Here is a 25,152-nt window from a genome sequence, read left to right as displayed (position 1 = left end):
GCGACGGGATGTGCAACGTTGCTGATTCCCCTCACCCTTTTCTGGTATCCCGAAGGCTTTAAGCCTTCTCCCGCTCTAGGAGAGGGACTTCAAGCCTCTCTTGCTCCCCTGCTCCCGACTTGGGAAAAGGGGTTGGGGGATGAGGGCAACCTGCTAGTCTTCCAGCGCCGCCAGCAGCGCCTCGCCCATCGCTTTGCAGCCCACCAGGGTCATCCCGTCGGACATGATATCGCCTGTGCGGTAGCCCTGGTCGAGGACTTTGAGGACGGCCCGTTCGAGGCGATCGCCCGCTTCGGGTTCGTTCAGCCCATAGCGCAGCATCATCGCCGCGCTCAGCACTTGCGCCAGCGGATTGGCTTTGTCTTGGCCCGCAATGTCGGGGGCAGAGCCGTGGACGGGTTCAAACAGGCCTGGCCCGGAGGAGCCAAGGCTGGCGGAGGGCAACATACCGATGCTGCCCGTCAACATAGCCGCTGCGTCGGAGAGAATGTCGCCAAACAGGTTGCCCGTGACGATCGTGTCGAACTGCTTGGGATTTCGCAAAAGCTGCATGGCGGCGTTGTCCACGTACATGTGGGTCAGCTCCACATCGGGATAATCGGCCGCGAGTTTGGTCATAGAGTCGCGCCACAATTGCGACACCTCCAGCACGTTGGATTTATCTACGGAGCAGAGTTTTTTGCGACGCTTGCGGGCAGCTTCAAAGGCGACGCGCCCAATCCGCTCCACTTCCGACTCGGTGTAGACCATCGTGTTCACGCCGCGCCGTTCGCCCGTTTCGCTGGTGAAGATGCCGCGTGGCTGCCCAAAGTAAATGCCGCCTGTCAGCTCGCGCACTACCATAATATCCACGCCGTCCACCACCTCGCGCTTGAGGCTGGAAGAATCGACCAACTGCGGCAAAATGCTGGCGGGGCGCAGGTTGGCAAATAGCTCCAGCCCGGCCCGCAGCCCCAGCAAGCCGCGCTCTGGCCGCTGGTCGTTGGGCAGGGTGTCCCATTTGTAGCCGCCAATCGCCGCCAGGAGAACCGCATCGCTGTTTTTGCAGAGTTCCAGCGTGTCGGCGGGCAGCGGGCTACCCGTCGCGTCGATCGCCGCCCCGCCCAGCAGCGCCTCCTGAAACTCGAAGCTGAGATCCAACTGCTGCCCCACTTTTTTCAACAGATCAACGGATACGGCAATGATTTCGGGGCCAATGCCGTCGCCAGGGAGGAGGGTGATGCGGTAGGTTTTGGTCATAGCGTGCTAAGGATCAGGGGTTAGGGGTTGGGGGTTAGGGGTTAGAACAAACCCAAAACCATTGATGAGTGGATAGACGTGAATAAACATAAAACTATAAACCCTGCGCTGCCCGCGCAGCAGGCGGCGCAGGGTTTAAGATCTGGTTTTTAATTTGGTCTACCTACTTAGGATTGACAATATTCTTGAGCGATCGCCTATTTTACCGTTGAAGGGGCATTGCGTTAACTTCACAGACGGCGCTTGAGGACGAGCAGCGAGAGGTTGTCCAGGACGTTTTCCTGGCCCATGTGCTGGCGCACGTCTTGAATCACCGCCCGACGGACGAAGACTGCTGGCTGTGTCCAGGTTTGGGCGATGACTTTATACAGCCGATCTAGCCCATACATGATGCCGTTTTCATCCACGGCGCTGGGCAGGCTGCTGGTATACAGCACGATGCCGTCGCCAGGTTGCAACTCGACGGAGGCGCGTTTGGTGAAAGCGGTGATGTCAAACTCCAGCCCCAGCGGCAGGATTAGATCCGTCATGCTGACCCGCTCCACGCGCCCCGATGCCCGCACCACGACCAGATCCTCATGCTGTCCGCTGATGCTGAGGCTGCCATTGAGATAATTCAGCACGGCCAGGGTCAGGCGCTGCTGGGTACTCATGCGCTCGATGTTCTTGTACAGCGTGCGGTTGAGGGTTTGCAAAAAGCGCACCGAGTTGCGATCGCGCAGTTCTGCCAGCGTCCGCACGGCCGTTTGCACCATCAGCATCAGCACGCCACTTTCCAGCCCGCGCCCGCCCACGATACCCACGCTGAGCGTGATAATGCCATCGGTTTCCAGCACGTCAAAGTAGTCGGTACTGTCTTCATCGGCCAGGTCACTAAAGGCGGACACATCTAGCGTTTGAATCGCGCTCAGATCCTCCGGCGTAGGCAGGATCATGTCTTGGATCTGGCGCACTACGTCCAGTTCGGCGGCCATTCGCAGATTTTCTTGCTTCAGCCGTTCGTTCAAGTCCACAATTGCTGCATTGGCCTCGGCCAGCTCTGCGGTGCGCTGCTGTACACGGTCTTCTAGGCTTTGATTCGCGTCTCGCAGGGCTTGTTTGGATTGGTCGTTTTGGTGCAACACGGCGCAGAGCAGCAGCGTAGTTAGAGCAATGACCGCAATGCAAGACTGGAGCAGCAGCAGCGACTCATTCATCGAGGCGCGGGCAAAAGAACCCCGACCCTGTGCCGTGCTGATCACTGCCAGCAGCGACAGCAGCACCATTATCAGCGTCGCCCCCGGTGAGCGAAACCGAAACGCTGCCCACACAATGACTGGAATCAGCAGATATTCCACCGGATAGTCGCCCACCAGCGCCACCTCGCTGATGCCAATCACCAACGCCACCATTGCCGCTGCCTCTAGCCAGTGCTGCCGAATGGCAGTACGAAACTGGAACAGATCGAGCGATCGCGTGCTGCTCCAGGCCAGCAGTAGCGGAGCCACCAGCACAATGCCAAAGGCATCGCTCAGCCACCAGGTGATAAACACCTGACGATAGGCTACCCAGGGCGCTTTGCCAAAGGTGCAAACCAGCGCGGCGCAGAGCATCCCGATAGGCAGGTGGCTAAGAAACGCCGCCAGGATAAAGCGCACCACGTCACCCGGAGAATCGAGCGGAGAGCGGGACTGGGTGAGGCGATCGCTCCACACCGCCGCCAGCACCTTTCCCAGCGTGGCCATAAACGTGATGGCGATCGCCAGCATCAGGTTTTCCAGCCCCAGCCAGCCCTTAAAAAAGACAAACTCCAGCACCAGAATGCTGATAAAAACTGCCAGCCAGAGGTCTACCCCAAAGGACAGCATCGCCCCCACCGCCACACCACCTGCAAACCAGACGGGCGTGGAAGCGGCTTCGGGCAGCGTGGCATAGGCAATCGAAAACTGAGCCGCAGCATAGTACGCCAGGGCAACCGCAGCCTGCTTCCAAAGTTGAGCGAGGCTGGGCAGTGCAAGTCGGAGAGGGCGGGGGGAAATCACCGATCGGGCAGAAAAAAAGTCGCAGATTAAAATATAGACTTTGTCGTTTGTTGCTTATTCCGCAAGCCGCAGATGAGCAAGGGGCAGATCAGCCGCAGACTCGAAGGGAGATAAGGGCGATCGCCCTCCGTCGCCATCGGTCGCTATCCATCGCCACGTTGACTTGGCCAGTAGCGTCGATGTTTGCAAGATACTCCAGGGAGGGATTTAAATCTGCTTAAGCTACAAGCTTTTTCGCAAAAATTGTGGAAAATGCCTCAAATTCCATGAAGACGCACAGCCACCCGGCAAAATTTTTTCGCCAGGCGCATACGAAAGATCAGCACTTTCAGCCGTCTTTAAGCCCTGTCCTGTTCTAAGATTGTGTACAGCCTCTGCTGGATTTTGCGCTTCAGCTCTCCCAATGGACTCGTCCCCACCTCCTCCCGCCTTACCTTCATCCGCTGCCGAGCGCCCCGCCGTGGTGCTGACTTCTCATCTGCGAAAGGTCTATCGCACAGGCTTCTGGCTCAACCAAAAAATCTCCACGCTCAAAGACTGTTCGCTACAAATTTACGAAGGGGAGACCTTTGGGCTGCTGGGGCAAAATGGCGCAGGCAAAACCACGCTGCTGAAAATTTTGCTGGGCATTATTCGCCCTACGGCAGGGCGCGGGCTGCTGTTGGGCAAGCCGCTGGGCGATCGCGCCGTCAAGCAGCGAGTCGGCTATCTGCCGGAAAATCCCTATTTCTATGACTACCTGACCGGGCGCGAGTTTTTGCAATATGCCGCCGGGCTATTCCAGATTCCCGCCGACGTGCAGCGCAAGCGTATTCCCGAACTGATTGACCTGGTGGGGCTATCGCGGGCTGCTGCGGAGAAAAAGCAACTCCGGCAATATTCCAAGGGCATGTTGCAGCGTGTCGGCATGGCCCAAGCGCTGATCAACAATCCCGAAGTGGTGTTTTTAGATGAGCCGATGTCTGGGCTAGACCCGCTCGGCCGATACCAGATCCGCGAGATTATCCAACTGCTCAAAGACCAGGGCAAGACGATCTTTTTCAATAGCCACGTCTTGTCGGATGTGGAAAAGGTGTGCGATCGCATTGCCATCCTGTGCCAGGGCGAACTCATTGCCATCGGCACGCTGACAGAACTGCTGGGCACCGCCGACCGCTATTTCGTCAAAGTCAGCGGCAGCACGCCCAACGTTTTGCAGCAGTGGATTCCCGACCTGGAATTCAAAGAAGGACTGTGGCAGGGACATTTGCACGGCCACCCGCAGGACTTTATCGCCAGCCTGGAGCTAATGCGCGGGCAGTTGGTGGGGATGAACCTGGCGCGGCGATCGCTCGAAGAGTTTTTCGTCGAGCAGGTGAGCCAGCGCAATCTCAATGGCGAGTCAACCCAGCTCAAGCCGTAATCTCATATCTCCCAAGTGGTGCTATGCAAGTAGTGCATCGTCGGAAATGCCGCCCAGCCCGTCTTCGCCCCAGCGATAGGCCCGCGATCGCGCCGGGTCGTGGCTAAAGTAGCCCCAAGCATCGCCCGTCTGGCTATAGTCTTCGCGGACCGTGCCCCACTGCCGCTCGCTGAGATAGGGGCCCCATTTTTTCCAGGCAGCGGTTTTTGCGTTTGCCGCCTCTAGCCGCTGGGATTCAGCTTTTGAAGGGTTGGCTGCCATACTGCTTGATCGGCTCCTGCACGTTCAAAGATGTCAGCGCATTCTATCGCGGGACGAAATCAGGAGCCTGCTTCAAAGAACACAAGCAAAGGAACTGCTCTGGGATGAAATCAGCGCCTCAAAAAATATGACGTTCGCCCCCCACTTTTGCCCACAAATATTAGGGTGGTATACAGCTAGACTCCGCCGCGAGTCGCAATCGTTTATCTGTACAGATTGGCAGAACAGATTGGCAGAACAGATTGGCGAAGCTGGCGGAAGGATTCAATGGGGCGATTGCTCGACCAAGGGGGCGATCGCGCCCTGTCCCGATCGCGCAAGATGGCCAACGCAACGCAATTGACAAGCTTGTGGGATTTTTACCCCGAACCGAGGTTTTTATGGTTTCTACGACAGAAAAGTTAATCCACTACCCGATGGTGATTGGCAATGAGCTGGTCGGCAGCGGCAGACAGGACTTGATTGACCCCGCCACGGGCGAAGCCTTTGCAACCGTGGCGATGGGCACCGCCGCAGACGTAGACCGGGCGGTGGCAGCGGCCAAAGCCGCCCAACCGGGTTGGGCCGCGCTGTCCTATGGTGAGCGCTGCGCCGCCATGATGAAATTTGCCGACCTGCTGGAAGCCAAAAGCGAAGAACTCTCCCACCTGGAAAGCAAAAATGCAGGCAAGGCGCTGAAGCTGACGATCAACGGCGATATTCCCTTCTCGATTGACAATATTCGCTATTTTGCGTCAGTGGTGCGGCGGCAAGAGGGTGCGGCCGCTGGGGAATACGTCGGCGGCTACACCAGCCTGCTGCGGCGGGAGCCGATCGGCGTGGTAGGCGCGATCACCCCGTGGAACTATCCGCTGATGATGGCGGTGTGGAAAATTGCTCCGGCGATCGCCGCTGGCAATGCGATCGTCCTCAAGCCCGCCCCCAACACGCCCACGACCACCATTGAACTGGCCAAAATCGCCCTGGAAGCGGGACTGCCCGCCGGACTGATCAACATCGTCACAGGCGGCGTAGAGGTCGGCGAAGCCATCTGCACCCACCCCGATATCGGCATGATCAGCTTTACGGGCAGCACCCGCACCGGCAAGCGCATCGCGGAACTGGCCAGCCCCATGATCAAGCGCGTCACCCTGGAACTCGGCGGCAAAGCGCCGTTTGTCGTATTTGACGATGCCGACATCGAAGCCGCCGCCCACGGCGCGGTCGTCGGAGCCTACGTCAACTCCGGGCAAGACTGCACCGCCGCCACCCGGATGTATGTCCACGAGTCGGTCTTCGACGCATTCCTGGCGCGGTTTACGGAACTGTCGAAGCAGGTCAAAGTCGGCGATCCGTTTGCCGAGGGAACGGACATTGGCCCGCTCTCTAGCCAGGCCCAGCTCAGCAAAGTGAAGGGCTATGTCGAAGAGGCCAAGCAGCAGGGCTTTGAGGTAATCACCTGCGGCGACGTGCCTGACAAAGGGTTCTACTTTCCGCCGACGATTATTGTTGACCCGCCGCAAACTGCCAACTGCGTCTGTGAGGAAATCTTTGGCCCGGTGGCGGTGGTGAAGCGCTTTTCGACAGAGGAAGAGGCGATCGCCCTGGCCAACGACACGCCCTATGGACTGGCCGCAAGCTGCTGGACGCTGAACGTGCAGCGAGCCATGCGAATGGCCAAGGCGCTGCAAGCCGGAACCGTATGGATTAACGACCACCTGCCCATCGCCAGCGAAATGCCCCACGGCGGCTTCAAGCAGAGCGGCTTTGGCAAAGACATGTCGCACTACGCCCTGGAGGAATACACCATCGTCAAGCATGTCGTGTTTGACATCACAGGCGACCAGCGCAAGGGATGGCACTTCACCACCTTTGGCGAGGCGTAACGGTCGATCCCCCCCTCGCCCCCCCTTAGCAAGGGGGAAAACGATCCGCTCTCCGGAAGTCCCCCTTACTAAGGGGGATTTAGGGGGATCACAGCCGATATTGCCGAAACACCTCGCTAGCGGCGCGATGCACCAGCGAGTGGCGATACACCAGCGCGTTGAAATCATTGGCATAGCCGCCGCCGATGACGCAGGCGACCGGATAGCCCTGGGCGACGCAAGTGCTGAGTACCTGCATTTCGCGGCGATAGAGGCCGCTATCCGTCAGGGCTAGCTTGCCGAGGCGATCGCCCACATGGGTATCCACGCCTGCGTCAAACAGCACCAGATCAGGCCGCACCTGCGACAGCAAATCGGGCAGGTATTCTGCCAGCGTCCGCAGATAGTCGCCGTCTTCCATGCCCTCCGGCAGCGGCACGTCCAGGTCGCTCTGCTGCTTGGTGCCAGGAAAGTTCACTTCGCAGTGCATGGAAAAGGTGAACACGCTGGGGTCGTTTTGAAAAATGACCGCCGTGCCGTCGCCCTGATGCACGTCTAGATCGACGATCAGCACCTTTTTCACTAGCCCCAGGTGTTGCAAGACGCGAGTGGCGATCGCCATATCGTTGAAAATGCAAAACCCCGACCCAAAGCTGGGAAAGGCATGGTGCGTGCCACCGGCCGTATTACACGCCAGCCCACACTCCAGCGCCAGCTTTGCCGTCAGCACGGTGCCGCCCACAGCAATGCAGGTGCGATGGGCCAGCGCCGGACTCCAGGGCAGCCCGATCCGCCGCTGCGCCCGCGCCTCCAGCGTGCCCGCGCGATACTGCTGCACATAGTCCGGCGTATGCACCAGCTCCAGCCAGTCCACAGGCGGCAGTTCTGGCGTGTGAAACTGGCTGGGATGCGCCACGCCATCTTCTACCAAAATTTCAGAAAGCCGCCGAAACTTCTCCATCGGAAAGCGATGGCTGTCGGGCAGCGGCGCGACGTAATCCGGATGGTATACCAGGGGCAAATCCACGCAGCGGGAAAGAGTAAAATAAACGAACTTGTGTAGACGATCTCAATCGTGAGCCTCTGAGTTTCTATTCTTGCATTAGGCTAGGCTCAGAGCCGGGAAGCCGTGAACCAAAACGCCCATGAATGAGCCATTGCCAGATGCCAGCCGAGCATCCAGCGGCGATCAGCCGATACTCTTTGAGGCGGCGCTTCAGGCTGCCGATGCGGCAGTGTTGGCGACCGCGGCTCGCCATCTCAAAAATATTGAGGTGGCGGTGCTAAAAGGTGCGTGGCACGGATTCAAATATGACGAAATTGCCGAAGAAACGGGCTATACGCCTGAATACATCAAACACGACGTTGGCCCAAAGCTGTGGCAATTGCTGTCCTCTAGCCTGGGAGAGCGGGTCAGCAAGACGAATCTGGTGGCGGTGCTGTCGCAGCGGGCTGCTCAGCCGCCCAGTTCGTCCCCGTCGCGAAATGGCGCGACTCCCAACACAGGCACGACAGAACAGCGGGGCGATCGCCCCCTGCCAATCACCCTGCCACCGTCCGCCCGCGCAAGACCTCGACCCGCCCGTCGGCCTCGTCGCGCTTAATTCCCCCGTCTATGTCGATCGCCCCCCGTCGGAAACCCGCTGCTACGACGAGATCGCCCGGCCCGGTGCCCTAATTCGCATTAAAGCCCCCAGCCAGATGGGCAAAACCTCGCTCATGGTGCGCCTGCTAGATCAGGCACGGCGCTTGTCGGAAGGGGGCAACAGCCCGATTCACACTGTCGCCCTCAGCTTGCAGCAGGCCGACAGTCAGGCGCTGAACGACCTGGACGGATTTCTCCGCTGGTTTTGTGCGCTGATCACCCGCAAGCTGCGCCTGCCCCATCGGGTCGATGAATACTGGAGTCCCACCTTTGGCAGCAAGGGCAACTGCACCGCCTATTTTGAAGACTGCCTGCTGCCAGACCTGAATGCGCCGCTGGTGCTGGCGCTCGATCGGGTGGATGATGTGTTTCTGCATCCGCAAATTGCCCACGACTTTTTTTCGCTGCTGCGGGCCTGGTATGAAGAGGCGGCCTACGGCGACAGCGGCAACCCCCTCTGGCAACACCTGCGGCTGGTGATTGTGCATTCCACCGAGGTCTATTTGCCGCTGGATATTAATCAGTCGCCCTTCAACGTAGGGCTGGCGGTGGAGCTACAAGAATTCACTCCGGTGCAGGTGATGGATTTGGCACAGCGATACGGGCTATCGCTTGCAGCAGCCGACCTGCAACAGTTGCAAGAACTGGTCGGTGGGCATCCCTATCTGGTGCATCGCGCGCTCTACCACCTGGCGCGGCAAGACTTGACCCTGGACGAGTTTTGGCAAACTGCTCCGACCGATTCGGGCATTTACGCCAACCACCTGCATCGCCTGCTGCGGCAGTTGCAGGAACATCCCGACCTGGCGGCAACGTTCGATCAGGTGACCAGAGCCTCTGCGCCCATCGAAGTGGAACAGATGCAGGCCTTCAAGCTCCGCAGCATGGGACTGGTGCATTTACACGGCAACCGGGTGGCGCTGAGCTACGGGATATATCGGCGCTATTTTGGCGATATAGCTCCATAAGGTTAGCAAGGTTAGCCAGATCGGCCTCCACAACGCTCCCCTGCTTATGTCACAGCTAGAACTTAGGTTGGTAGTCAGCGCTTTAGCGCTGAAGCGCTGACTACGAGCCAAGGCATCACCCTAAAACTAAACCGTGACACTGCACTAGATTATTTTCTCGCAGTGGCGTACAGTCAGAAACAGCGTCACCAACCTCGGCTGGGCAACCCCATACCCCCCCATCTAGGCATCCAAAATTCCCTGCAAAATCAAGCCCGTTCCGACCTCCCCGACTTGACCTATGCAACACCTATCCCTGAGCGAAGGCGCACGGCGCGACTTTTTCACCTGTCTGGGCATCTGGCTGACGCTGGAACTCATTGCCTTTGGGCTGATGCCCGCCATTGGGTTTAATCACATCTCCTTCTCCCACACCAATCCCTGGTTTTGGGCAAGCGTCGTCCTGGGAATGGGTGGCTCGTTCTTGCTTGCCTCTGCCAGTCGCCTGGTGGGAGCTTCCAGAGCTAGCACCAGCAAGGCCAAGCGCTGGACGGGAATGCTGTCTGGGCGTTTGGTGAACTGGGTTGCGCTGGCAGGGGTTGCGTTTCCCCTGCTGATTGTCAGCATGAACCTGTTCTATCGACTGTTTGCCATTTTTACTAGCCAGGGCGATGGCACAGTGTAGCGTCGGCTGTTTCTACGCAACGCGCTCGAAGTGTTCATATCGCTGATCCTCAGTTTGCAGGCACGCCAAAATCCTGCGTCCAGTAATAGCGCAGCTTGATCTTGCCGGGGTCGCTGGGCAAATGCACAAAGCCGACACCCATCTCCTGGAAGAACGGCGTGAGCAAATTGGCTCGGTGGCCCGGACTCTTGATCCAGGCGTTCACCACGCTTTTTGGTGTGCTGAAACCTGCGGCAATGTTTTCGCCGCCGCTGCGGTAGGCATAGCCCCCCTGCAAAAAGCGGTCAAAAACGGTGGAGCCATTGGACCCGCGATGGTCAAAAAAGTCGTTGCTGGCCATGTCCTGGCTGTGGGCTTGGGCGATCGCACTCAATACCGGATTCAGCCGCAGTGGAGGCAGCCCGTATTGGCGGCGATAGTCGTTGGTCAGCGTCAACACTTTCAGCGCAAAGCGATCGCCCGCATGGTCTGAAAAAGATCGCAGGGACTTTTGGGCAGAACGGGGACGAGAGGCGATCGCCAGACTCAGCCGATAGGACGAAACGCCCGATCTGACCGACAGCTTCAGGTAATAGGTTCCAGGTTTGAAGGTGACTTTGGGCGCAACCGAGTCAGGGGTGGATAGGACGTGCGATCGCCCCACTGCTTTTCCTTTCCCATCTAACCACTGGGCAGTCACGCCCGCGCTCAGTTCAGACAGATCCAGCATCACCCGGCTGCGATGAACAACCCGCAGCGGAATGATATCCAGCGGGTTCCTGCCACCCAGCCGCCCGGAATACACCGTTCTACCGGACTCCCGACTGCGAAAGGGAGTCGGCCCGACTTCACGAAATCTGTCCGTTCGTTGAGGGTAGCTAGTCACTCCGAGACTCCTGATGCACTGCCAACGACCAGTGTTGCCTTCAGCACAGCCTGGAGTGTTCGGTGATTTTGTTGAACTTTATCAGCCGCTCACAATCGGCTCGGTGCTTGTGCGGACTGAATTCCGGCCCATCAACTGGCTTCCACCAAAAAAGACAAAAAAACAAGGGGCCGAAACCCCTTGTCTCTAGTTACCAAGCAGACCCAGCAAATCAAGCAAACGGTCGAGCCAGGTTCCTACACCGTCCACACTTCCCGTCCATTCACGCCATCGTCTGCCACAAAGAACAGTTGCCCCAGACCCGATGCCAAGCTTCCTGCTGCAATCAGGTTGTCGGGGTTCGACGATGTAGGCCCAGGGTTGATGTCCAGCGCCAGTTCTGGCAAGCCAGTCGTTTCGTTCAGGCGATAGAGTTCGGTGCCCGTCGTGCCATCGTCTGCCGTAAAGTACAGCGTACCGCCAGCCACTACCAGGCTAGCAGGCGACGAACTACCTGCTCCAGGAACTAACTCTAGCGCAGTCACCTGTAACGTCGCTGCTGGGTCAGTCACCCACAGTTCCGTCCCTTCGCTGGAAGTCTCTGCAACGAAGTACACCTTGTCGTTAAACACCGTCAGGTTGCTAGCAACAAATGACTCAGAAATGTTGGTTGAAACTCGCTCAATAACGCTAGTAGCCAGGTTCACACGGAGCAACTGGTCAGCAACCGCACCAACATCAAAAGCAGTGAAGTAAGCGTAGCTTTGCCCGCCAGATGTTACAACTGCTACATCTATGTCTCCGGAACCCAGCGAGCCATTGCTTGGATCACCATCTACGTCATACGTAAATACATTACCATTCGCAGCAATCCTCCGCAGTTCCACGTTATCAGTGCTGGCAGCTTCACTCGAAACAAAGAATACATCACTGCCCACTACTTTCAGGCTGCGTACAAAGCGCGGGGCAAAAGCTGAAGACCCACTACCCAAGGTCTGAAGCGATTCTGCAACAGGGTTAGCCGTCGAAGCATTGCTGACACGGAACAAGAGTCTGCCAGGAACCCCTTGCACATCCGCAGTGTAGTAGATTGTGTCTGTCGCCTGTACGTAGACCAAGTCTCTAGGACTGCCACCTGAATTTGGAAGCGACACGGGTGCACCACCATTGGTGAAGTAGAGTTGTTGAGCAAAGATGTCACCTGTAGGAGTCGCCAAGAAGAAGAGGTTGTTTCCAGCTGCGGTCAGATTAGTTGGAGACGACGACAGCCCTGAACCAGGAGCAATGTCTGCCACCAGCGACAGCGTACCCAACGGACCGCCCGTCGGCTGCCACTTCCACAATTCATTACCTGTCTGGACTGTGCTACCTGCAATGTAGACTGTACCGTTGACGTTTGCGATGCCAGTAATGCTAGTAAACGAGCCAACTTTGACGGTTGTATTCAACGTGCCTTCACTGCGCCATAGCCCGACGGGTGCGCCCGGAGTCCCGTCGGTTCCCGCGAAGAACAGCACGCCATTCACGTCGGTTAGGAAGTTAGCATTGGCATCGAGCGCCCCTGGGTTCACGTCGCGGACGATAATACCGCTCGTACGCTCGCCGAAGGCAGCCTCCAGGGTGTAGGTCGAGGCATCGGTGGGGCTACCGGCCAAAACGCGCAGGAAGTAGGTGCCTGGGCCAAGCGCCCCCCGCAGGGCCGAACTGCCGCCGGAGAGCGGGGTTGGGTTTCCTGCCTGGAAAAGCTGCAAGATGATGTTGCCGGTAAAGTCCTTGAGGCGGGTCTCAAAGAAGTTCTTTGGCTCAGTCAGCGTAAACCGGAACACATCGACATCGCCTGCCCCCACAAAGTCCTGATAGATGCTGGGATCTCCCAGGTCATTACTCAGCGGGGTCAGGATGCCTGGTGAGAGCGGGTCGGTAATGGAGGTTGCATCCGCAAAGTCGTCGCCGAATTTGTCTTCGGGCGTGAGGACGGCTGTCAGCCTGTAGGTGGAGTTATTGCCTGGCCCGGCGGTCTGCACCGACACAAAATACTGACCGGGTAGAGCGTCGTTCAAGATAATCTGCTCGTTGCCGCCGGGCCCAGCACCGCCCTGAACTGCAAGCGGCTGCTGAAACTGGTCAAACAGGGTAATGTCGAGGTTGGCGGTCGGGGCAAGGTTGGTGAGGTCGATCTTCAGATCGCCTGCAATGGTCGTTGTAAAGGTGTAGTAGTCAACCGGGTCGCTGTTGCCCACATACTCCTGAATCGACGCTGGAAAGAAGCCAAACCCAGGAAATGCCGAGGCGCTGCCAAAGTCGTTGCCGCCTTGGTCGGGGGCGGGGCCGGCGTTCAGCGTCAGGTTATAGCGGGTGTCACCGCCTGGAACGGGGGTGGCTCGGACAAAGTAGGTGCCTGGATCAAGCACGCGTTGGAGGCTGCGGGCTTCTGTGCCGCTGCCAGAGGTGCCCGTAAGCACGTTGCCGCTGGCATCTAGCAGAGAAATTTCGGCCCCAGCGCTGACGGGGGTGAGGGTTGCGCCGACGGTCAATCGCTCATCTATCGTAAAGCGGTAGATGTCCGCAGGGTCGGAGCGTCCAATGTATTCATCAACGCCTGTGGAACTCGTGAGGTTGCCGAGGTCGCGGGCGGTGTCCAGGGTTTCTCCGGCTGTATCGGGCGTGAGGCTGAGGCGCATCCGATAGGCTCCCTGCCCCTTGCGCCAGAAGACGCGGGCAAAGTAGGTGCCTGGATCGAGGTTTAGGTTGATGTTTTCAGGCTGCCGATTGGGACGGGTTGAGCGGGCGATGACTCGACCGTTGGCGTTTTGAAGCTGAAAGTTGAAGTTGGCGTTTCTGGGAATGTTAAAGACTTCGCCATCAAAGCTGCTTCGCGCTCGAACCACGAAGCGGAAGAAGTCATTGCGATCGCTGCTGCTCAGTGAATCTCGGAAGACTCTGGGGTTTGGCCCTACGTTAATTCGACGAGCGGTTCTCCGGGTGTTGCCTGCATCTCTTGCCATGGTCTTTCCAGCTAGCATTACACGCCACTAGGTTGCCCAGATCATTCCCGGAATGCATCATTGAATCTTAAAAGGTGAAAACAAGAAAAGTTGAGGTTTTGGATTTTAGGGTTTGGATTTTGGATTTTTGGGTGGTTTTGCTAGGTGCCGAGCATCAGGGCTTGGAAGGTTGGGTTTTGGTGGAGGGTGTTGAAGTCGGGATCGGTTTTGGCGATCGCCCGATACAGGTCATTCAGCGCGATCGCTTGTTTTAACCAGTCCAACGCCGTTTCAGAGCGTCCCAACAGCGCATGGCAGCAGGCCAGATTGTAGTGAAACAGGGCATTGTCTGGCTCTAGGGCGATCGCGTGAATATAGCAGTCGATCGTGTCTTCATAGCGCTGAAGCTCGTAGAGCAGAGAGCCGCGATCGCTCCACAGGCTGGGGTCAGCCTCGTATCGTCGCAGCGCTTCGTCAAAAGAGTCCAGTGCGTCTTGCGGCTGTTGCAACTGTTTGAGGGCCAGTGCCCGCCCGTGGTATCCGCCATAGAAGTCCGGCTCTAGGGCGATCGCCTGGTCGTAGGCGGCGAGGGCTTCGGCGTAGCGCTCTGCCTTTAGGAAGATATTGCCCTTGGTCTGCCACGGTTCATAGCGGTGGGGCGCACTTTTGATAGCTTGGTCGCAGAGGGCGATGGCCGAGTCGTAGCGCTGCTGCTCGACCAAATAATTCAAATATTGGGCTGAGGCGTGAAATCGATCCAGGCTGGGGTCGCGTTTTCCTAGGCCGCCGCCCCAATATTGAGCCGAATTTTGAAGCTGGGGCGATCGCCGCATGACGATCGCAGCAACAGCCAGTGCCCCCAGCAGCAAAATCGTGCCCCACTGGCGAAACAGCGAATAGCCCAGCCAGGAGAGATCCGACGGCACGCCGAGCGTCATGGCGATCGCATCCACAACACTCCACAGCGCCCGGTTTGCCGCTGGCACGGTCCACAAAATCCCAAACAGCGCAATCATGCTATATCGACTCCAGCGATTGACCTGGTGACGCAGGGTTTCGGGCAGCCAGGGTTCTAAAATGCCGTAGCCATCCAGCGGCGGTACGGGCAGCAGGTTGATCAGCACCCCTGCAACTTCTAGCGTGACCAAAAACGCCAGAGCGGGCCAGAGCCAACTGAATTGGAGGGGCGATCGCAGCAGGCCAGGCAGACTCCAGCCACCCGTCGGGCTGGCGGGTGCCCAGTCCAGCCAAAATGGAGTCGCCAGCACCAGCGCTACCAGCGCCGTCATCAGCGGCCCCGCGAGCGATACCGCACTTTTCCAAAGCCGGCCCCGCAATTTGGACGAGTCGATATATACCGCTGCGCCAGGGAGGGGAATGCCGCCCAGCATCAAAAAAATCAGCGGCATCACCAAGCTGGTGCCCACGTCGGTATACTTTAGTGGGTTGAGCGTCAGATAGCCCTTGTCTTTGACCGAGCGATCGCCCCCCCAGTAGGCCACCAGCGCGTGCCCAAACTCATGCAGACACACCGACGCAATCCACACCACAAAGACGAATAGCGCGACAATTAACATGAGAAATTACAGGGTATAGGTGGTAAGGGGGATAGAGTATAACGGCATCGCCTCCCTATCTAGGATGCCCTAGTTTAGAAAGCGGAGGTTGCTGCATCACAGCGCAGACGAGAGGAGGTCTCAGGCATTGGGGTCAGCGCAGGACACACTGAGCATCGCTCCGAATGTGATAAATCTAGAAGTCGTCAGCAAATCCCCCCTTCCCTTTTCCCTTTTCCCTCTTCGTTCTTCCCTCTTCCCCCTTCCCTTTTCCCTTTTTCCTTTTCCCTCTTCGTTCTTCCCTCTTCCCCCTTCCCGCTCCCACCCCTCCCTATGGCTTCTGAGGAAATCTTGCGATTAGCCCGATCTGGCGACCCAACCGTCTTAACCAGTCTGCTCAACCATGTGCTGAAACCTTACGGCGTGACGGCAACTGTGGTGCGGCACGAAATTCGGCTGGAGATTCAGCTTGTGGCATCGCGCCCTGTGGAGGAACCGACCGTGACTCAGTTGGTGCTTCAGGTGATCCGCCAGCTCAATATTCCCTACATCCCAACCGTGGCGATCGCCCCTGCACCGGCCTCGCCCCAGCATTCTTCGCCAGAAACCATGTTGTCTCAGGACGCGCAGAGAAATTGGACGCAACCTGCGACCCATAACTCGGTAGCATGGAGGCAAGATGAGGACGGAATATCTGTCTCTGAATCCATTGCTAATCCTGAATCCATTGCTGAATTCACGACTGAATTCACTGCTGATGTTCCGCCCCAGCCCGCCGCTCTTTCCCCAGTACCTTCCCCCATGTCTGCGATTCAAACGCCTGACTCTCAGGGGCATCCCGACTCTTCAACTGATTCCGTCAATCTGGATGAAAGCTTGAACATCTTTCCGCCGCCGGGTGAACCTCTATTTGAAGAGGGGGTTGAAGTAGACTTGGGTGCGTCCCCCGCTGCGTCCCCTGTGGCAGTGCCTTCAGCGGTGCCTCCAGATGAGGAGAATCAATCTAATTTGTGGCAGCGGCCGGAAGCAGTCATTTTCGTTGCCTATTTGATTGCGGTAATTATCTGGCAACTTTACATAGATTTGACGACTGATCCAGCGAACCAGAAATCGGGCTGGACGGCAACGGCGCTGGCCCGGCGACTTGGCACCAGTCGCACTACCCTCAGTCGTCGCAAGTATCAAGAAGACTTCTCTGCTTGGACGCAGAGCCTCGACCCCGACGGGCTGGCGTGGATGTACGTGGGCCCGCACTTTAGCCCGGTGTTAGGCGTTGACGTTCTGCCCGCAGCGCCGCGCTGACCCGCTCATATTCTGCAACCAGCTTGTCGATCTGAGCATTGAGTTCATTGGGGCTGCTTTGGTGAGCGGTGTCTTCTAGATAGCGACATAGCTTTGAAAGTCGGGTGGCTCCGACAACGGCGCTGCTAGACTTGAGGGTATGGGCCGTCCGCATGATGGCGGCAGTGTCGAGCATTGCCCCTGCGTTTTGAATGCTGGCGACCATCTTGGGCGCTTCGGTGAGGTAGCAGTCGATCAGTTCTGTAAAGATGGCAGCGGCTTGATCGCCCATGTCTGCGATGAAGCTGTTGATAAAGCGTACATCCAGCGGAGTGGACTGGGGCGTGGGCCGGGCGATCGCCCGTCGCGGACATTTCTTCAGCAGGGCTGAGAGCTGATCGAGCCGAATCGGCTTACTGATGTAGTCGTCCATGCCAGCAATCAGACAATCTTCGCGATCGCCCATCATGGCATTCGCCGTCACTGCCACAATGTAGGGCAACTCCTGCGATGAGAGGCGATCGCGCAACATGCGGGTTGCCATAATGCCATCCACTTCCGGCATTTGCACATCCATCAGCACGACATCGTAGGCTTGGCGTAAAACAGCTTCGACCACTTCGGTTCCGTTAGACACCACATCTGCGTTATGGCCCAACTGCTGAAGCATTCTCAGCAGCACTTTCTGGTTGACCAGATTGTCTTCTGCAATGAGAATTCGCAGTCCATCTGTTTTTTCTGAATGAGGGCCACGATCCAGACTCGGTTCTGACGCGGCATTTGGTGTTGCGCTGGCGGTGCTGGAATCATCGCCAGAATGTGCTGAGGCGGCGAAGGGCGGAGTGTCAAAGGGCGGAGTGTCAAGATAGTGGCTCAACATGGCATAAAACTGAGACTGTTTAACGGGCTTGGCCAAACGGGGGATAGCCATTGCCCCGGTGGGATGAGTCCGGACACAGGGAACCAACTGAAGAGAACGGTCGAGACGAGTCAGGAATACAAGTGGAATGGTTTCGCAGCCCGGCAGTTGTGCGATCTCATCGGCCAGCGCCCTGCCAGAATCGGTAGAAAGATGGGCTTCTAACACAATCAGGTCTGGGCGATCGCCCTGCGGTGCATTTTGCTGGAGATAATAGAGCGCTGCATCGCTGCTGCCCACCGCCACGACCCGCAGCCCTAAAAACTCTGCCTGATGAACTAAATTTTCGCGGTGAATGGTCTGGCTGTCTACCAATAAGAGCGATCGCCCCTCAAACGGGCTGCGATGGTCAACCGACACGCTAGCCCTGATAGAGGCTCGGGTGGCAAACGAAAAATAAAACGTCGAGCCAACGCCTACTTCGCTCTCCAGCCACAGCCGACCGCCCATCCGTTCTGCAAGCCGCTGGCTGATAGCCAACCCCAGCCCCGTTCCGCCGTAGGTGCGGTTGATAGAAGAATCACCCTGCAAAAAGGGCTGAAATAGACGATCGAGCCGGTCGGCAGGAACGCCAATGCCCGTATCCCTAACCGCCAGCCGAATCGTGCAGGTCGGCTGGTCAGCATCTCCAGGTGCGGTGTCCAGGTGGATGCAGCGGGCACTGACCGTCACCGTCACCTCACCCTGGGGCGTAAACTTCACCGCATTGCTGAGCAGGTTGACCAGCACTTGCTGCACACGGGTCGAGTCACCAATCACCAGATCGGGCACCTCCGGCTCAAACAGGCAGCCCACCTCTAGGGCGTGTCATCAATTAAGCCAAATAAGGGCAGCCGCCATGTAAATTGCACTCAGAAACGTCTCGGCTAACTTGTCATAGCGTGTCGCAATCGCTCGATACTGCTTGAGTTTGGCAAAGAAGTTCTCAATCAGATGCCGCGCTTTGTATAGCTCCTTGTCGTAATCACGCGGTGTCTTGCGGTTTCGCTTGGGCGGAATCACAGCAGCCTTGCCCTGTTGTTGGAGTCGCTCAATCACCCGTTGGTCTGCGTCATATCCTTTGTCAGCCAGGACTGTATCAGCTTGAATGTTCTCTAGCAGCACATCAGCCCCATCAAGGTCACAGGTCTGCCCGGGTGTGAGGTGAAAGCCTGTCGGATTGCCCAGTGCATCGACAGTCGCATGAATCTTGGTGCTCAATCCCCCTTTACGACGACCAATGGCTTGGGCATTGGCATCCCCCCCTTTGCCCCAGCACTATGCTGATGAGCACGCACAATCGTGGTGTCGATCAGGGCGTATTCGTTGTCTGCATCTTTAGACAGCACCTGAAACACCCGTTGCCATACGCCCGTCTTTGCCCAGCGCCGAAAGCGGGTGTGAACCTTGCGAAAATGACCAAACCGCTCTGGCAAGTCTCGCCAGGGAATGCCGGCTCGATATCGATATAGCACTGCCTCGACAAACAGACGATTATCCTTTGCTGTGACTCCCACCGCCCCTGCTCGTCCAGGGAGCAAATCTTGGAGCCGTTCCCATTGGTCATCGCGCAGGGCGTAGCGGCGGGTTGTCATAATCATCAGATAGCTGAATCACTGCTAATTACAGCTTACTTAATTGATTACACTCCCTAGGTCTTTTTCCAGCGCCTTTGGCATGATCAAGTCAATGGCACACTCTACACACTGGCGTAGGCTGAAGGCTTCTTGCTCTAGCTCCAGCCTACCCGATTCAATCTTGGAAAAATCCAGGATGTCGTTGATGATTTTCAGAAGCGTCTCACCGCTGCTGCTAATGGTCTGGGCAAATTCCTCTTGCTGCGGCGTGAGAGGCGTACTCAGTAGCAGGGACGACATACCAATGACTGCATTCATTGGCGTGCGAATCTCATGACTCATGGTGGCTAGAAACTCACTCTTGGCGCGGTTTGCGGTTTCGGCATCGCGCCGGGCCTGATCTAGCGCCTTGTTTTTCAGCATTAGTTCCTGGCGCTGCTGGGTTTCCTGTTTCAACAACTGGGCTTGGGCCAAGGCAATGCCCAGTTGGGCTGCAACTGCCTCCAGCAGGTCGATTTCGTCTTCGCTCCAGCGGCGCAGGCGATCGCACTGATGCAGGCAAATCGCGCCGTTGGGTTCGCCTTTGTAGGAGGTGCGAACTGCCAGCATGGAGCGGATCTTCAGCGCTTGCAGCAGCGGATGCAGATTGCTCAGCAGCGGTTCACACAATACATCCCCAGAAGCCACTGCCTGATCCTGCGCCATCATGGTTTGAACGTGGAGGTTGCCTGTAACAGGTACAGATTTCATCACATGCTCAAACTCATACTCTGGCTCTAGATAGGTGGCCACGATGGGAATTTCTGGCTCTGGCGCTGCCACATAGGTATGAATTAGCACCCGGCTGACGCGAAACGTCTGTCCTGCCTGGGTAGCAGCAGTCTGGAAAATCTGCTGCGGATCGAGACTTTGGCGGATTTCCTCGGTAATTTTCTGGAGCAAGAGGGTTTTTTGGAGCTGTCGCTCCAGCGCGGCTTCGGCCAGGTGGCGCTCAGTAATGTCCAACAGTACGCCTTCTATGACTAGTCCCTGAGCCTCTTCAACCACCTGCGTTTTTTCGTAGATCCAGCGAAGGCTGCCGTCTCGGTGAGTTAGCCGATATTCCAGGGTGTAGGGCTGGCCTGCATGAGCATGGTTGAATACAAGTTGAAACAGGCGATCGCGGTCTTCGGGATGCACGATGCTACCATAGTGCCGCCTCTGGTTGTTCAAAAAATCTGCTGCGGGGTAGCCCGTCAAGTCGGCGATCGCCTCGCTCATAAACTCAATGACCCAGCCAAACTCTGCCTCGCGCTGAGGGTCATAGCGGGAGCGAAACACCACTCCCGGCAAATGCGAAACCAGGGAGCGAAACCGCTGTTCGCTCTGGGCGAGCGCTTCCTGAGTCTGTTTGCGGCTGGTAATATCCTGCGCCGTGCCCAGCAGTTGCACCAGGTTACCCGCTTCATCTCGGCTAAAGACGGTCTGGCGAGATTGCAGCCAGCGCCACTCGCCACCGGCATGACGCAGCCGAAATGTCACCTCTACGCCTTGTCCAACAGAATCTTGCTGCAATTCCTGGATGCTGCTGCGGAGCAAGGGCAAGTCTGATGGATGGACGAGCGATCGCAATGCTTCCAAATCCATTTCATAAATCTGATGGGCAGGGTAGCCCAGCATCTCGGAAACCCGGCGGTTGATAAATCGAACCCGTTGCGCGTCTACTGCGTAGAGATAGAGCAGATTGGGCGTAGTTTCCAAAATCTGCTGAATAAACCGCTGATTCTCCTGTTGGGTGGCATCGGCCTGCTGACGCTGCCGCAAACTGCACTCCCGCTCGACTAGCTCTTGCCGCAGCCGTCTGTTCTCGGCCAGCAGATCTGCCATTTGCTGATGCATTTGCTGATGCATTTGCTGAGGTGCGGTTAGCCCCGGATCAGCTTGAGGAGACTCTACATCCCCATCTGGCAGCGGCTTCCTGGGTTCCGGATAGTCTGGCATTCGGTTCCTTACCACTCATCTCCTTTGCATAAAGTTTCGGCACGCCAGGGGCGATCGCCCTCACGCAATATCCACAATGACTTCTCAGCCATTCAAACCCGCTGGTGATTATACGCCTCGACTATCTCCAGCCTTATCACCAGCGGAGATTTTCATAATCCGACCCTTAACCAGACACGTTTAGGCATGGGTTAAACAAGACCCTAAAAAAGTCAAAAAAGTAAATACTAACGTTCCTGCCCCAATACCAGCCAATTTTCCCTGAATCCCGCTAACGATAGACAATTCTAGACTTCTTTAGAGTTCCACAAAACACTTTCGGATTAACTCCTACTCATCGCTTCTTCATTAAAGAAAGCTGAAAGTAAAGACTATCCAGCATTTTAGACACGAATAGGAGCCAGGAAACCCTTAAACTTTCCCAAGCTAGTCCATACCTCCACAGTCCAGAAAATACTGTAGAATTCTTCCCTCTTCCCTATCCCCTACGCAAGCGCGAAGAGTGTAGGGCGATCGCCCCACACTCTCCCCAAGCCCTGCAATTCTAACTCTGCGACTTCACGAAAAAAGCGACTCAGACAAAGGCTAGGAAGCAGCCTCTTCCCCGGCGGTGTCAGGGGCCTCAAACTTATAGCCCACTCCACGCACAGTTTGAATTAGATTGGGTTGCTGAGTGTCAATTTCGATTTTCTTGCGGATTTGCCCGATGTGAACGTCAACCACCCGTTGATCACCCACATACTCATAATCCCACACTTTTTGGATCAGTTCCGCTCGTCGCCATACGCGACCGGGATGACTCGCTAAAAAATGCAGCAAATCAAACTCCAGCGCCGTCAGCGGCACCATTTCGTTGTTGAGCGTCACTTCACGCCGCACTGGATCGATAGATAGCCCATTAAACGTGAGGCACTGCTGCTCTGCCGCTGTGACCGGGCGCTGTCGTTTCAGAATCGCCTTTACACGCACCTCTAGCTCCGCCAAACCAAACGGCTTGGTGAGATAGTCATCCGCGCCTTTAGAAAATCCGTGGATTTTATCCGCCTCATCAGCGCGACTCGTCAGCATCAACACAAACACACCCGTCCGGCTCTGCATCTCCTGACAAAGCGTGTAGCCTGTTGCGTCTGGCAGGTTGACATCCAAGATCACCAGGTCGGGATTGAACTGTTCAAAAATCGCCATTGCCCCTTTGCCATCTTCGGCGGATTCGACCTGATAGCTGTGGGTGGAGAGAAAACGATGCACCAGCGTACGAATGTGACGGTCATCGTCAACGACAAGAATCTTGGCTGAAGCCATGACTGTAACCTTGAGTCGATGAATAGAGGGACGTTGAGTGAAATTGTAAATGTAAACTCTAGATTGGAACTTTTGGATCAAGAGCGAATTAAAGAATAAGCCAGAGGGGGTAGGTAGATTCTGGTAGCCTACTGGCTAGCCCCAGCGCCAGTCTCCGCCATGCCCCTACTTACATTAAGCAGACCCCAAAAACCGTATCCGCATAGAAATCTGTAATAGTCGCAAATAGTTGCACTTAAGCGTAAAACAAATTTTGTTGATTATGTGAGGGATTATTGTGAGGACATCAAAGGTCTGCTCTGGATAGGCGCGGGCTTGCTAGAGATTGTCTCGGAGAGAAGGGGCTTGTATTAGAAGGAGCTGGTATTGTAGATGCATTTGCCAGGTAGAACCGGGTGGCTACACTGAGGAATCATGAGGGTGGAACGAGGGAAGGGAGATGCAGGTAGAATTTAAACCTGACCTGATCAGTTTAAGCACAAAAATCGGGGCGATCGCCAGTCGGAGCGCTGCTGTTCGAATCAGAAGTGTTCAACTCAGAAGCTGAAGGCAGTGCGAGTTTAGCACTAGTGAACTCAGGAGCAGTGGATTCAAGCGCTATAGTTTAAGTAATTTAAGTGGCATCTCGAAGTTCAGTGACATCCTGAAACTCTAGTGTTAGACCATAGGTGGTAGACCACAATTGTTTGACCATTGTTTGACCATTGTGTTTGACTCGTGTGTTTGACTCGTGTGTTTGACTATTGGATGCTTGACTTCAACGAGTGGCTCTGGGACAGGCAGCCTGTAATCGGTAACTGAATAGATGACTGGGAATTGTTAGCGCTGGAGCAACCCAAGTGTTCGTCAGCAGCATAGACTCAGCAGGAGTGCTTGACTAAACCTAGCGTTCAGTATTCAAGGTCAAACGATCATGATCGAACTGTACCTCAGCCTGAGATTTGGAAACTGGATGAAGAAGAACTGGCTGAGTGCAAGTTCTCGACTTGATCCTTTTGTCTGCTGTTGACTGCTGCCTGAACCTCGTTGCTAATCATTTCTGAGACGAAACTGATTGTAATATTAAGCTCCGTCAATTTTTTGCACTAAGGCTGCGACTGATACGATTCATCATAAACGACGATTCATAATCAATTTATCGTGGGGATTCGGCTGGAGGGCACGAATGGAGGACATGAGCCACTACGAAAGACTGGGCGTAGACGAGACGGCGACGTTTGAAGAGATTCAGGCGGCAAAGGCGCGTTTGACCCAGGAGCACGAGGGCGACTCACGCACACTAGAGGCGATTGAAGCATCCTACGATGCAATCCTGATGGATCGGCTGCGACAGCGACAGGAGGGCAAGATCAAGGTGCCCGATCGCATTCGCTTTCCTGAGCGGACGGCAGAGCCACCGCCAGATTTCGCGCCTGCTGCGCCCAACCCTTCTCCCAACTGGCTTCAGCAATGGATTGACACACCCAGCCGCGCCGATATTCTTTGGCCAGGCGGATTGCTGCTAGGGGCAGGGCTGCTCGGCATGAGCTCACCGTCTCTGGCGCTGGCACTGGGCGTGGGCATTAGTATTTTCTTTTTGAACCGCAAAGAGCATAAGTTTGGGCGGGCGTTTCTGCTGTCGCTGGCGGGGCTGTTGTTGGGCGTGCTGCTGGGGATGGCGCTGGTGCAGGCGATCGCCCCTCAGCTCGCCCAAATTAGCCTGGGTGAGTCCAGCGCCGCTGCGCTCATTGCCTTGCTTATCCTTTGGCTGATCAGCAGCTTCCTGCGCTAGCGATTTCCAGCATTAAAGTAGGTGTCGCTACTGCCTATATTTTGCCAGGCTGCACTTTCCCGACCCGCGCTTTCCCGACCTGCATGTTGCAAAATTATTTCGAGTGCCTCGGCGAAGTTGTGGACAATCCAGTCGGGCTGGTGTTTGCTGAGCTGAGTGCGATCGCGGATGCCGCTAAGGACTGACACAACGGGAATGCCGTGGGATTTTGCAGCCGCAATGTCGGCTTCTGTATCGCCGACCATCCAGTTTTCTGCGGGAGGCAGCTCGTTGAGGGCCCGCTGCATCAGCAGGGGCTTGTCTTGTACATCGGTCGTTTTGACGTAATCATCGCTGAGACAGTAGCGGCGATCGCCCCCAAAGAATCGTCCCAAATTGCACCGCTGAAACGCCTCGTCTAGCTCGCTGGTGCGTCGCATGGTCATCACCGCCAGATCAATGCCCGCCTGCTGAATGCGCTCCAGAGTTTCTACTGCACCTGGAATGGGCGTGTCGTAACTCAGGTAGGGAGGCGTGTGAACCGTGTTTCTCCGCATCCGGGCAAAGTCTTGAGCCTGTAGCTCGTCCAGCCCAGACATTTGACCAATTTGGCGCTCTGGCACCTGCGATCGCTTGAGTTGCCAAAACTCCGCCTTAGACAATCGCTTGACCGTCTGCCCCGGACGGCGCACCTGCTCCAGGCAAACCTGATAGACCTGGTAGTAGCGCTCCGACACGTCCATGATAGGCCCATCAAAATCTGTGATGATTCGTAATTTTTTTTGAACCATTGCTCTGTTTTATGAACTTTAATTACAGATTAGCCCGAAGAAGAGGGAATCGGTAATCTTTTTGAGTATTTATACTCTCTTGCTCAATCCTAATCAAAAACAATCAAAAGGGTCAGTCTTCGCGTAGTTTGGAGACTGGCCTTTT

The 25,152-nt window shown here is 56.4% G+C and carries 20 protein-coding genes; 7 read left to right on the top strand and 13 right to left on the bottom strand.

Annotated features, from left to right (window positions below; genetic code table 11):
- Positions 1 to 153 precede the first annotated feature (153 nt).
- From leuB to O77CONTIG1_RS26585, 3 genes are all read right to left on the bottom strand, one after another.
- Positions 154 to 1,239 carry a 3-isopropylmalate dehydrogenase gene (gene leuB, locus O77CONTIG1_RS03580; protein WP_068508126.1) on the bottom strand — a complete coding sequence of 362 codons (1,086 nt, stop codon included), beginning with the start codon at positions 1,237 to 1,239 and terminating at the stop codon, positions 154 to 156.
- Positions 1,240 to 1,469: 230 nt separating this feature from the next.
- Complete coding sequence (locus O77CONTIG1_RS03575; protein WP_068508124.1) at positions 1,470 to 3,260, bottom strand: MASE1 domain-containing protein; 1,791 nt, start codon at positions 3,258 to 3,260, stop codon at positions 1,470 to 1,472.
- 54 nt (positions 3,261 to 3,314) lie between these two features.
- Positions 3,315 to 3,449, bottom strand: coding sequence for a hypothetical protein (locus O77CONTIG1_RS26585; protein WP_286132520.1), 135 nt, complete (start codon positions 3,447 to 3,449; stop codon positions 3,315 to 3,317).
- 214 nt (positions 3,450 to 3,663) lie between these two features.
- Here O77CONTIG1_RS26585 and O77CONTIG1_RS03570 point away from each other — a divergent pair, with 214 nt between their 5' ends.
- On the top strand, positions 3,664 to 4,662 hold the full coding sequence (locus tag O77CONTIG1_RS03570) for an ABC transporter ATP-binding protein (RefSeq protein ID WP_068508123.1): 999 nt from the start codon (positions 3,664 to 3,666) through the stop codon (positions 4,660 to 4,662).
- 21 nt (positions 4,663 to 4,683) lie between these two features.
- On the opposite strand, the gene O77CONTIG1_RS03565 is transcribed toward O77CONTIG1_RS03570, so the two are convergent.
- Positions 4,684 to 4,923, bottom strand: coding sequence for a hypothetical protein (locus O77CONTIG1_RS03565; RefSeq protein ID WP_286132519.1), 240 nt, complete (start codon positions 4,921 to 4,923; stop codon positions 4,684 to 4,686).
- A 380-nt stretch (positions 4,924 to 5,303) separates the two neighbouring features.
- On the opposite strand from O77CONTIG1_RS03565, the gene O77CONTIG1_RS03560 reads away from it, so the two are divergent.
- Complete coding sequence (locus tag O77CONTIG1_RS03560) at positions 5,304 to 6,788, top strand: aminobutyraldehyde dehydrogenase (RefSeq protein ID WP_068515962.1); 1,485 nt, start codon at positions 5,304 to 5,306, stop codon at positions 6,786 to 6,788.
- Positions 6,789 to 6,876: 88 nt separating this feature from the next.
- On the opposite strand, the gene O77CONTIG1_RS03555 is transcribed toward O77CONTIG1_RS03560, so the two are convergent.
- Positions 6,877 to 7,794 carry a histone deacetylase gene (locus tag O77CONTIG1_RS03555; protein ID WP_068508121.1) on the bottom strand — a complete coding sequence of 306 codons (918 nt, stop codon included), beginning with the start codon at positions 7,792 to 7,794 and terminating at the stop codon, positions 6,877 to 6,879.
- Between the two features lie 118 nt (positions 7,795 to 7,912).
- On the opposite strand from O77CONTIG1_RS03555, the gene O77CONTIG1_RS25340 reads away from it, so the two are divergent.
- From O77CONTIG1_RS25340 to O77CONTIG1_RS03545, 3 genes are all read left to right on the top strand, one after another.
- Positions 7,913 to 8,371 (top strand): hypothetical protein, encoded by a 459-nt coding sequence (locus O77CONTIG1_RS25340; RefSeq protein WP_197673311.1) that lies wholly within the window; start codon positions 7,913 to 7,915, stop codon positions 8,369 to 8,371.
- Complete coding sequence (locus O77CONTIG1_RS03550; protein WP_197673310.1) at positions 8,253 to 9,380, top strand: AAA-like domain-containing protein; 1,128 nt, start codon at positions 8,253 to 8,255, stop codon at positions 9,378 to 9,380. Before O77CONTIG1_RS25340 ends, O77CONTIG1_RS03550 begins: the two co-directional genes overlap by 119 nt.
- A 280-nt stretch (positions 9,381 to 9,660) precedes the next feature.
- Positions 9,661 to 10,044 carry a hypothetical protein gene (locus O77CONTIG1_RS03545; RefSeq protein ID WP_068508119.1) on the top strand — a complete coding sequence of 128 codons (384 nt, stop codon included), beginning with the start codon at positions 9,661 to 9,663 and terminating at the stop codon, positions 10,042 to 10,044.
- A gap of 49 nt (positions 10,045 to 10,093) precedes the next feature.
- Here O77CONTIG1_RS03545 and O77CONTIG1_RS23260 read toward each other — a convergent pair whose 3' ends face one another.
- The 3 genes from O77CONTIG1_RS23260 to O77CONTIG1_RS03530 form a co-directional block, all read right to left on the bottom strand.
- A complete protein-coding gene (locus O77CONTIG1_RS23260; RefSeq protein ID WP_225894680.1) occupies positions 10,094 to 10,909 on the bottom strand; it encodes a CAP domain-containing protein in 816 nt (271 codons plus the stop codon).
- 236 nt (positions 10,910 to 11,145) lie between these two features.
- On the bottom strand, positions 11,146 to 13,893 hold the full coding sequence (locus O77CONTIG1_RS03535) for a pre-peptidase C-terminal domain-containing protein (RefSeq protein WP_172799634.1): 2,748 nt from the start codon (positions 13,891 to 13,893) through the stop codon (positions 11,146 to 11,148).
- A 140-nt stretch (positions 13,894 to 14,033) separates the two neighbouring features.
- A complete protein-coding gene (locus tag O77CONTIG1_RS03530; protein WP_068508116.1) occupies positions 14,034 to 15,449 on the bottom strand; it encodes a TPR end-of-group domain-containing protein in 1,416 nt (471 codons plus the stop codon).
- A 312-nt stretch (positions 15,450 to 15,761) separates the two neighbouring features.
- On the opposite strand from O77CONTIG1_RS03530, the gene O77CONTIG1_RS03525 reads away from it, so the two are divergent.
- A complete protein-coding gene (locus O77CONTIG1_RS03525) occupies positions 15,762 to 16,730 on the top strand; it encodes a helix-turn-helix domain-containing protein (RefSeq protein ID WP_068508114.1) in 969 nt (322 codons plus the stop codon).
- Here the strand turns inward: O77CONTIG1_RS03525 and O77CONTIG1_RS03520 are convergent.
- The 4 genes from O77CONTIG1_RS03520 to O77CONTIG1_RS03500 all read right to left on the bottom strand — a co-directional run bounded on the left by O77CONTIG1_RS03520 (position 16,684) and on the right by O77CONTIG1_RS03500 (position 22,466).
- Positions 16,684 to 18,423, bottom strand: coding sequence for a response regulator (locus O77CONTIG1_RS03520; RefSeq protein ID WP_068508112.1), 1,740 nt, complete (start codon positions 18,421 to 18,423; stop codon positions 16,684 to 16,686). The genes O77CONTIG1_RS03525 and O77CONTIG1_RS03520 overlap by 47 nt on opposite strands.
- 15 nt (positions 18,424 to 18,438) lie before the next feature.
- A protein-coding gene (locus tag O77CONTIG1_RS23255) for an IS5 family transposase (RefSeq protein ID WP_410503486.1) occupies positions 18,439 to 19,202 on the bottom strand; the annotation gives its coding sequence in 2 pieces (ribosomal slippage) (positions 18,439 to 18,872 and positions 18,872 to 19,202; 765 coding nt in all).
- Between the two features lie 39 nt (positions 19,203 to 19,241).
- The gene (locus O77CONTIG1_RS26580; protein ID WP_068508109.1) at positions 19,242 to 21,164 is read right to left on the bottom strand and encodes a PAS domain-containing protein; all 1,923 of its coding nucleotides are present in this window, start codon (positions 21,162 to 21,164) and stop codon (positions 19,242 to 19,244) included.
- 585 nt (positions 21,165 to 21,749) lie between these two features.
- A complete protein-coding gene (locus O77CONTIG1_RS03500; RefSeq protein WP_068508106.1) occupies positions 21,750 to 22,466 on the bottom strand; it encodes a response regulator transcription factor in 717 nt (238 codons plus the stop codon).
- Between the two features lie 1,165 nt (positions 22,467 to 23,631).
- Between O77CONTIG1_RS03500 and O77CONTIG1_RS03495 the strand changes: the two genes are divergently transcribed.
- Positions 23,632 to 24,237, top strand: a complete 606-nt coding sequence (locus O77CONTIG1_RS03495; protein WP_068508104.1) for a CPP1-like family protein — start codon at positions 23,632 to 23,634, stop codon at positions 24,235 to 24,237.
- Here O77CONTIG1_RS03495 and O77CONTIG1_RS03490 read toward each other — a convergent pair.
- Positions 24,234 to 25,007, bottom strand: a complete 774-nt coding sequence (locus tag O77CONTIG1_RS03490; protein ID WP_084782118.1) for an HAD family hydrolase — start codon at positions 25,005 to 25,007, stop codon at positions 24,234 to 24,236. The genes O77CONTIG1_RS03495 and O77CONTIG1_RS03490 overlap by 4 nt on opposite strands.
- Positions 25,008 to 25,152 lie beyond the last annotated feature (145 nt).

It is taken from the genome of Leptolyngbya sp. O-77 (assembly GCF_001548395.1).
GTDB lineage: Bacteria > Cyanobacteriota > Cyanobacteriia > Elainellales > Elainellaceae > Thermoleptolyngbya.
Note: the sequence above shows the minus strand (reverse complement) of the source record. Positions and strands in the feature narration are given on the sequence as shown.

Excerpts from the sequence above, each read along its gene's own strand:
- O77CONTIG1_RS03565 (WP_286132519.1), bottom strand. The coding sequence starts at position 4,923 with ATGGCAGCCAACCCTTCAAAAGCTGAATCCCAGCGGCTAGAGGCGGCA.
- O77CONTIG1_RS03525 (WP_068508114.1), top strand. The coding sequence starts at position 15,762 with ATGGCTTCTGAGGAAATCTTGCGATTAGCCCGATCTGGCGACCCAACC.
- leuB (WP_068508126.1), bottom strand. The coding sequence starts at position 1,239 with ATGACCAAAACCTACCGCATCACCCTCCTCCCTGGCGACGGCATTGGC.
- O77CONTIG1_RS03495 (WP_068508104.1), top strand. The coding sequence starts at position 23,632 with ATGGAGGACATGAGCCACTACGAAAGACTGGGCGTAGACGAGACGGCG.
- O77CONTIG1_RS03560 (WP_068515962.1), top strand. The coding sequence starts at position 5,304 with ATGGTTTCTACGACAGAAAAGTTAATCCACTACCCGATGGTGATTGGC.
- O77CONTIG1_RS03550 (WP_197673310.1), top strand. The coding sequence starts at position 8,253 with ATGGCGCGACTCCCAACACAGGCACGACAGAACAGCGGGGCGATCGCC.
- O77CONTIG1_RS03530 (WP_068508116.1), bottom strand. The coding sequence starts at position 15,449 with ATGTTAATTGTCGCGCTATTCGTCTTTGTGGTGTGGATTGCGTCGGTG.
- O77CONTIG1_RS03570 (WP_068508123.1), top strand. The coding sequence starts at position 3,664 with ATGGACTCGTCCCCACCTCCTCCCGCCTTACCTTCATCCGCTGCCGAG.
- O77CONTIG1_RS25340 (WP_197673311.1), top strand. The coding sequence starts at position 7,913 with ATGAATGAGCCATTGCCAGATGCCAGCCGAGCATCCAGCGGCGATCAG.
- O77CONTIG1_RS03545 (WP_068508119.1), top strand. The coding sequence starts at position 9,661 with ATGCAACACCTATCCCTGAGCGAAGGCGCACGGCGCGACTTTTTCACC.
- O77CONTIG1_RS03490 (WP_084782118.1), bottom strand. The coding sequence starts at position 25,007 with ATGGTTCAAAAAAAATTACGAATCATCACAGATTTTGATGGGCCTATC.
- O77CONTIG1_RS03500 (WP_068508106.1), bottom strand. The coding sequence starts at position 22,466 with ATGGCTTCAGCCAAGATTCTTGTCGTTGACGATGACCGTCACATTCGT.
- O77CONTIG1_RS26580 (WP_068508109.1), bottom strand. The coding sequence starts at position 21,164 with ATGCCAGACTATCCGGAACCCAGGAAGCCGCTGCCAGATGGGGATGTA.
- O77CONTIG1_RS03535 (WP_172799634.1), bottom strand. The coding sequence starts at position 13,893 with ATGGCAAGAGATGCAGGCAACACCCGGAGAACCGCTCGTCGAATTAAC.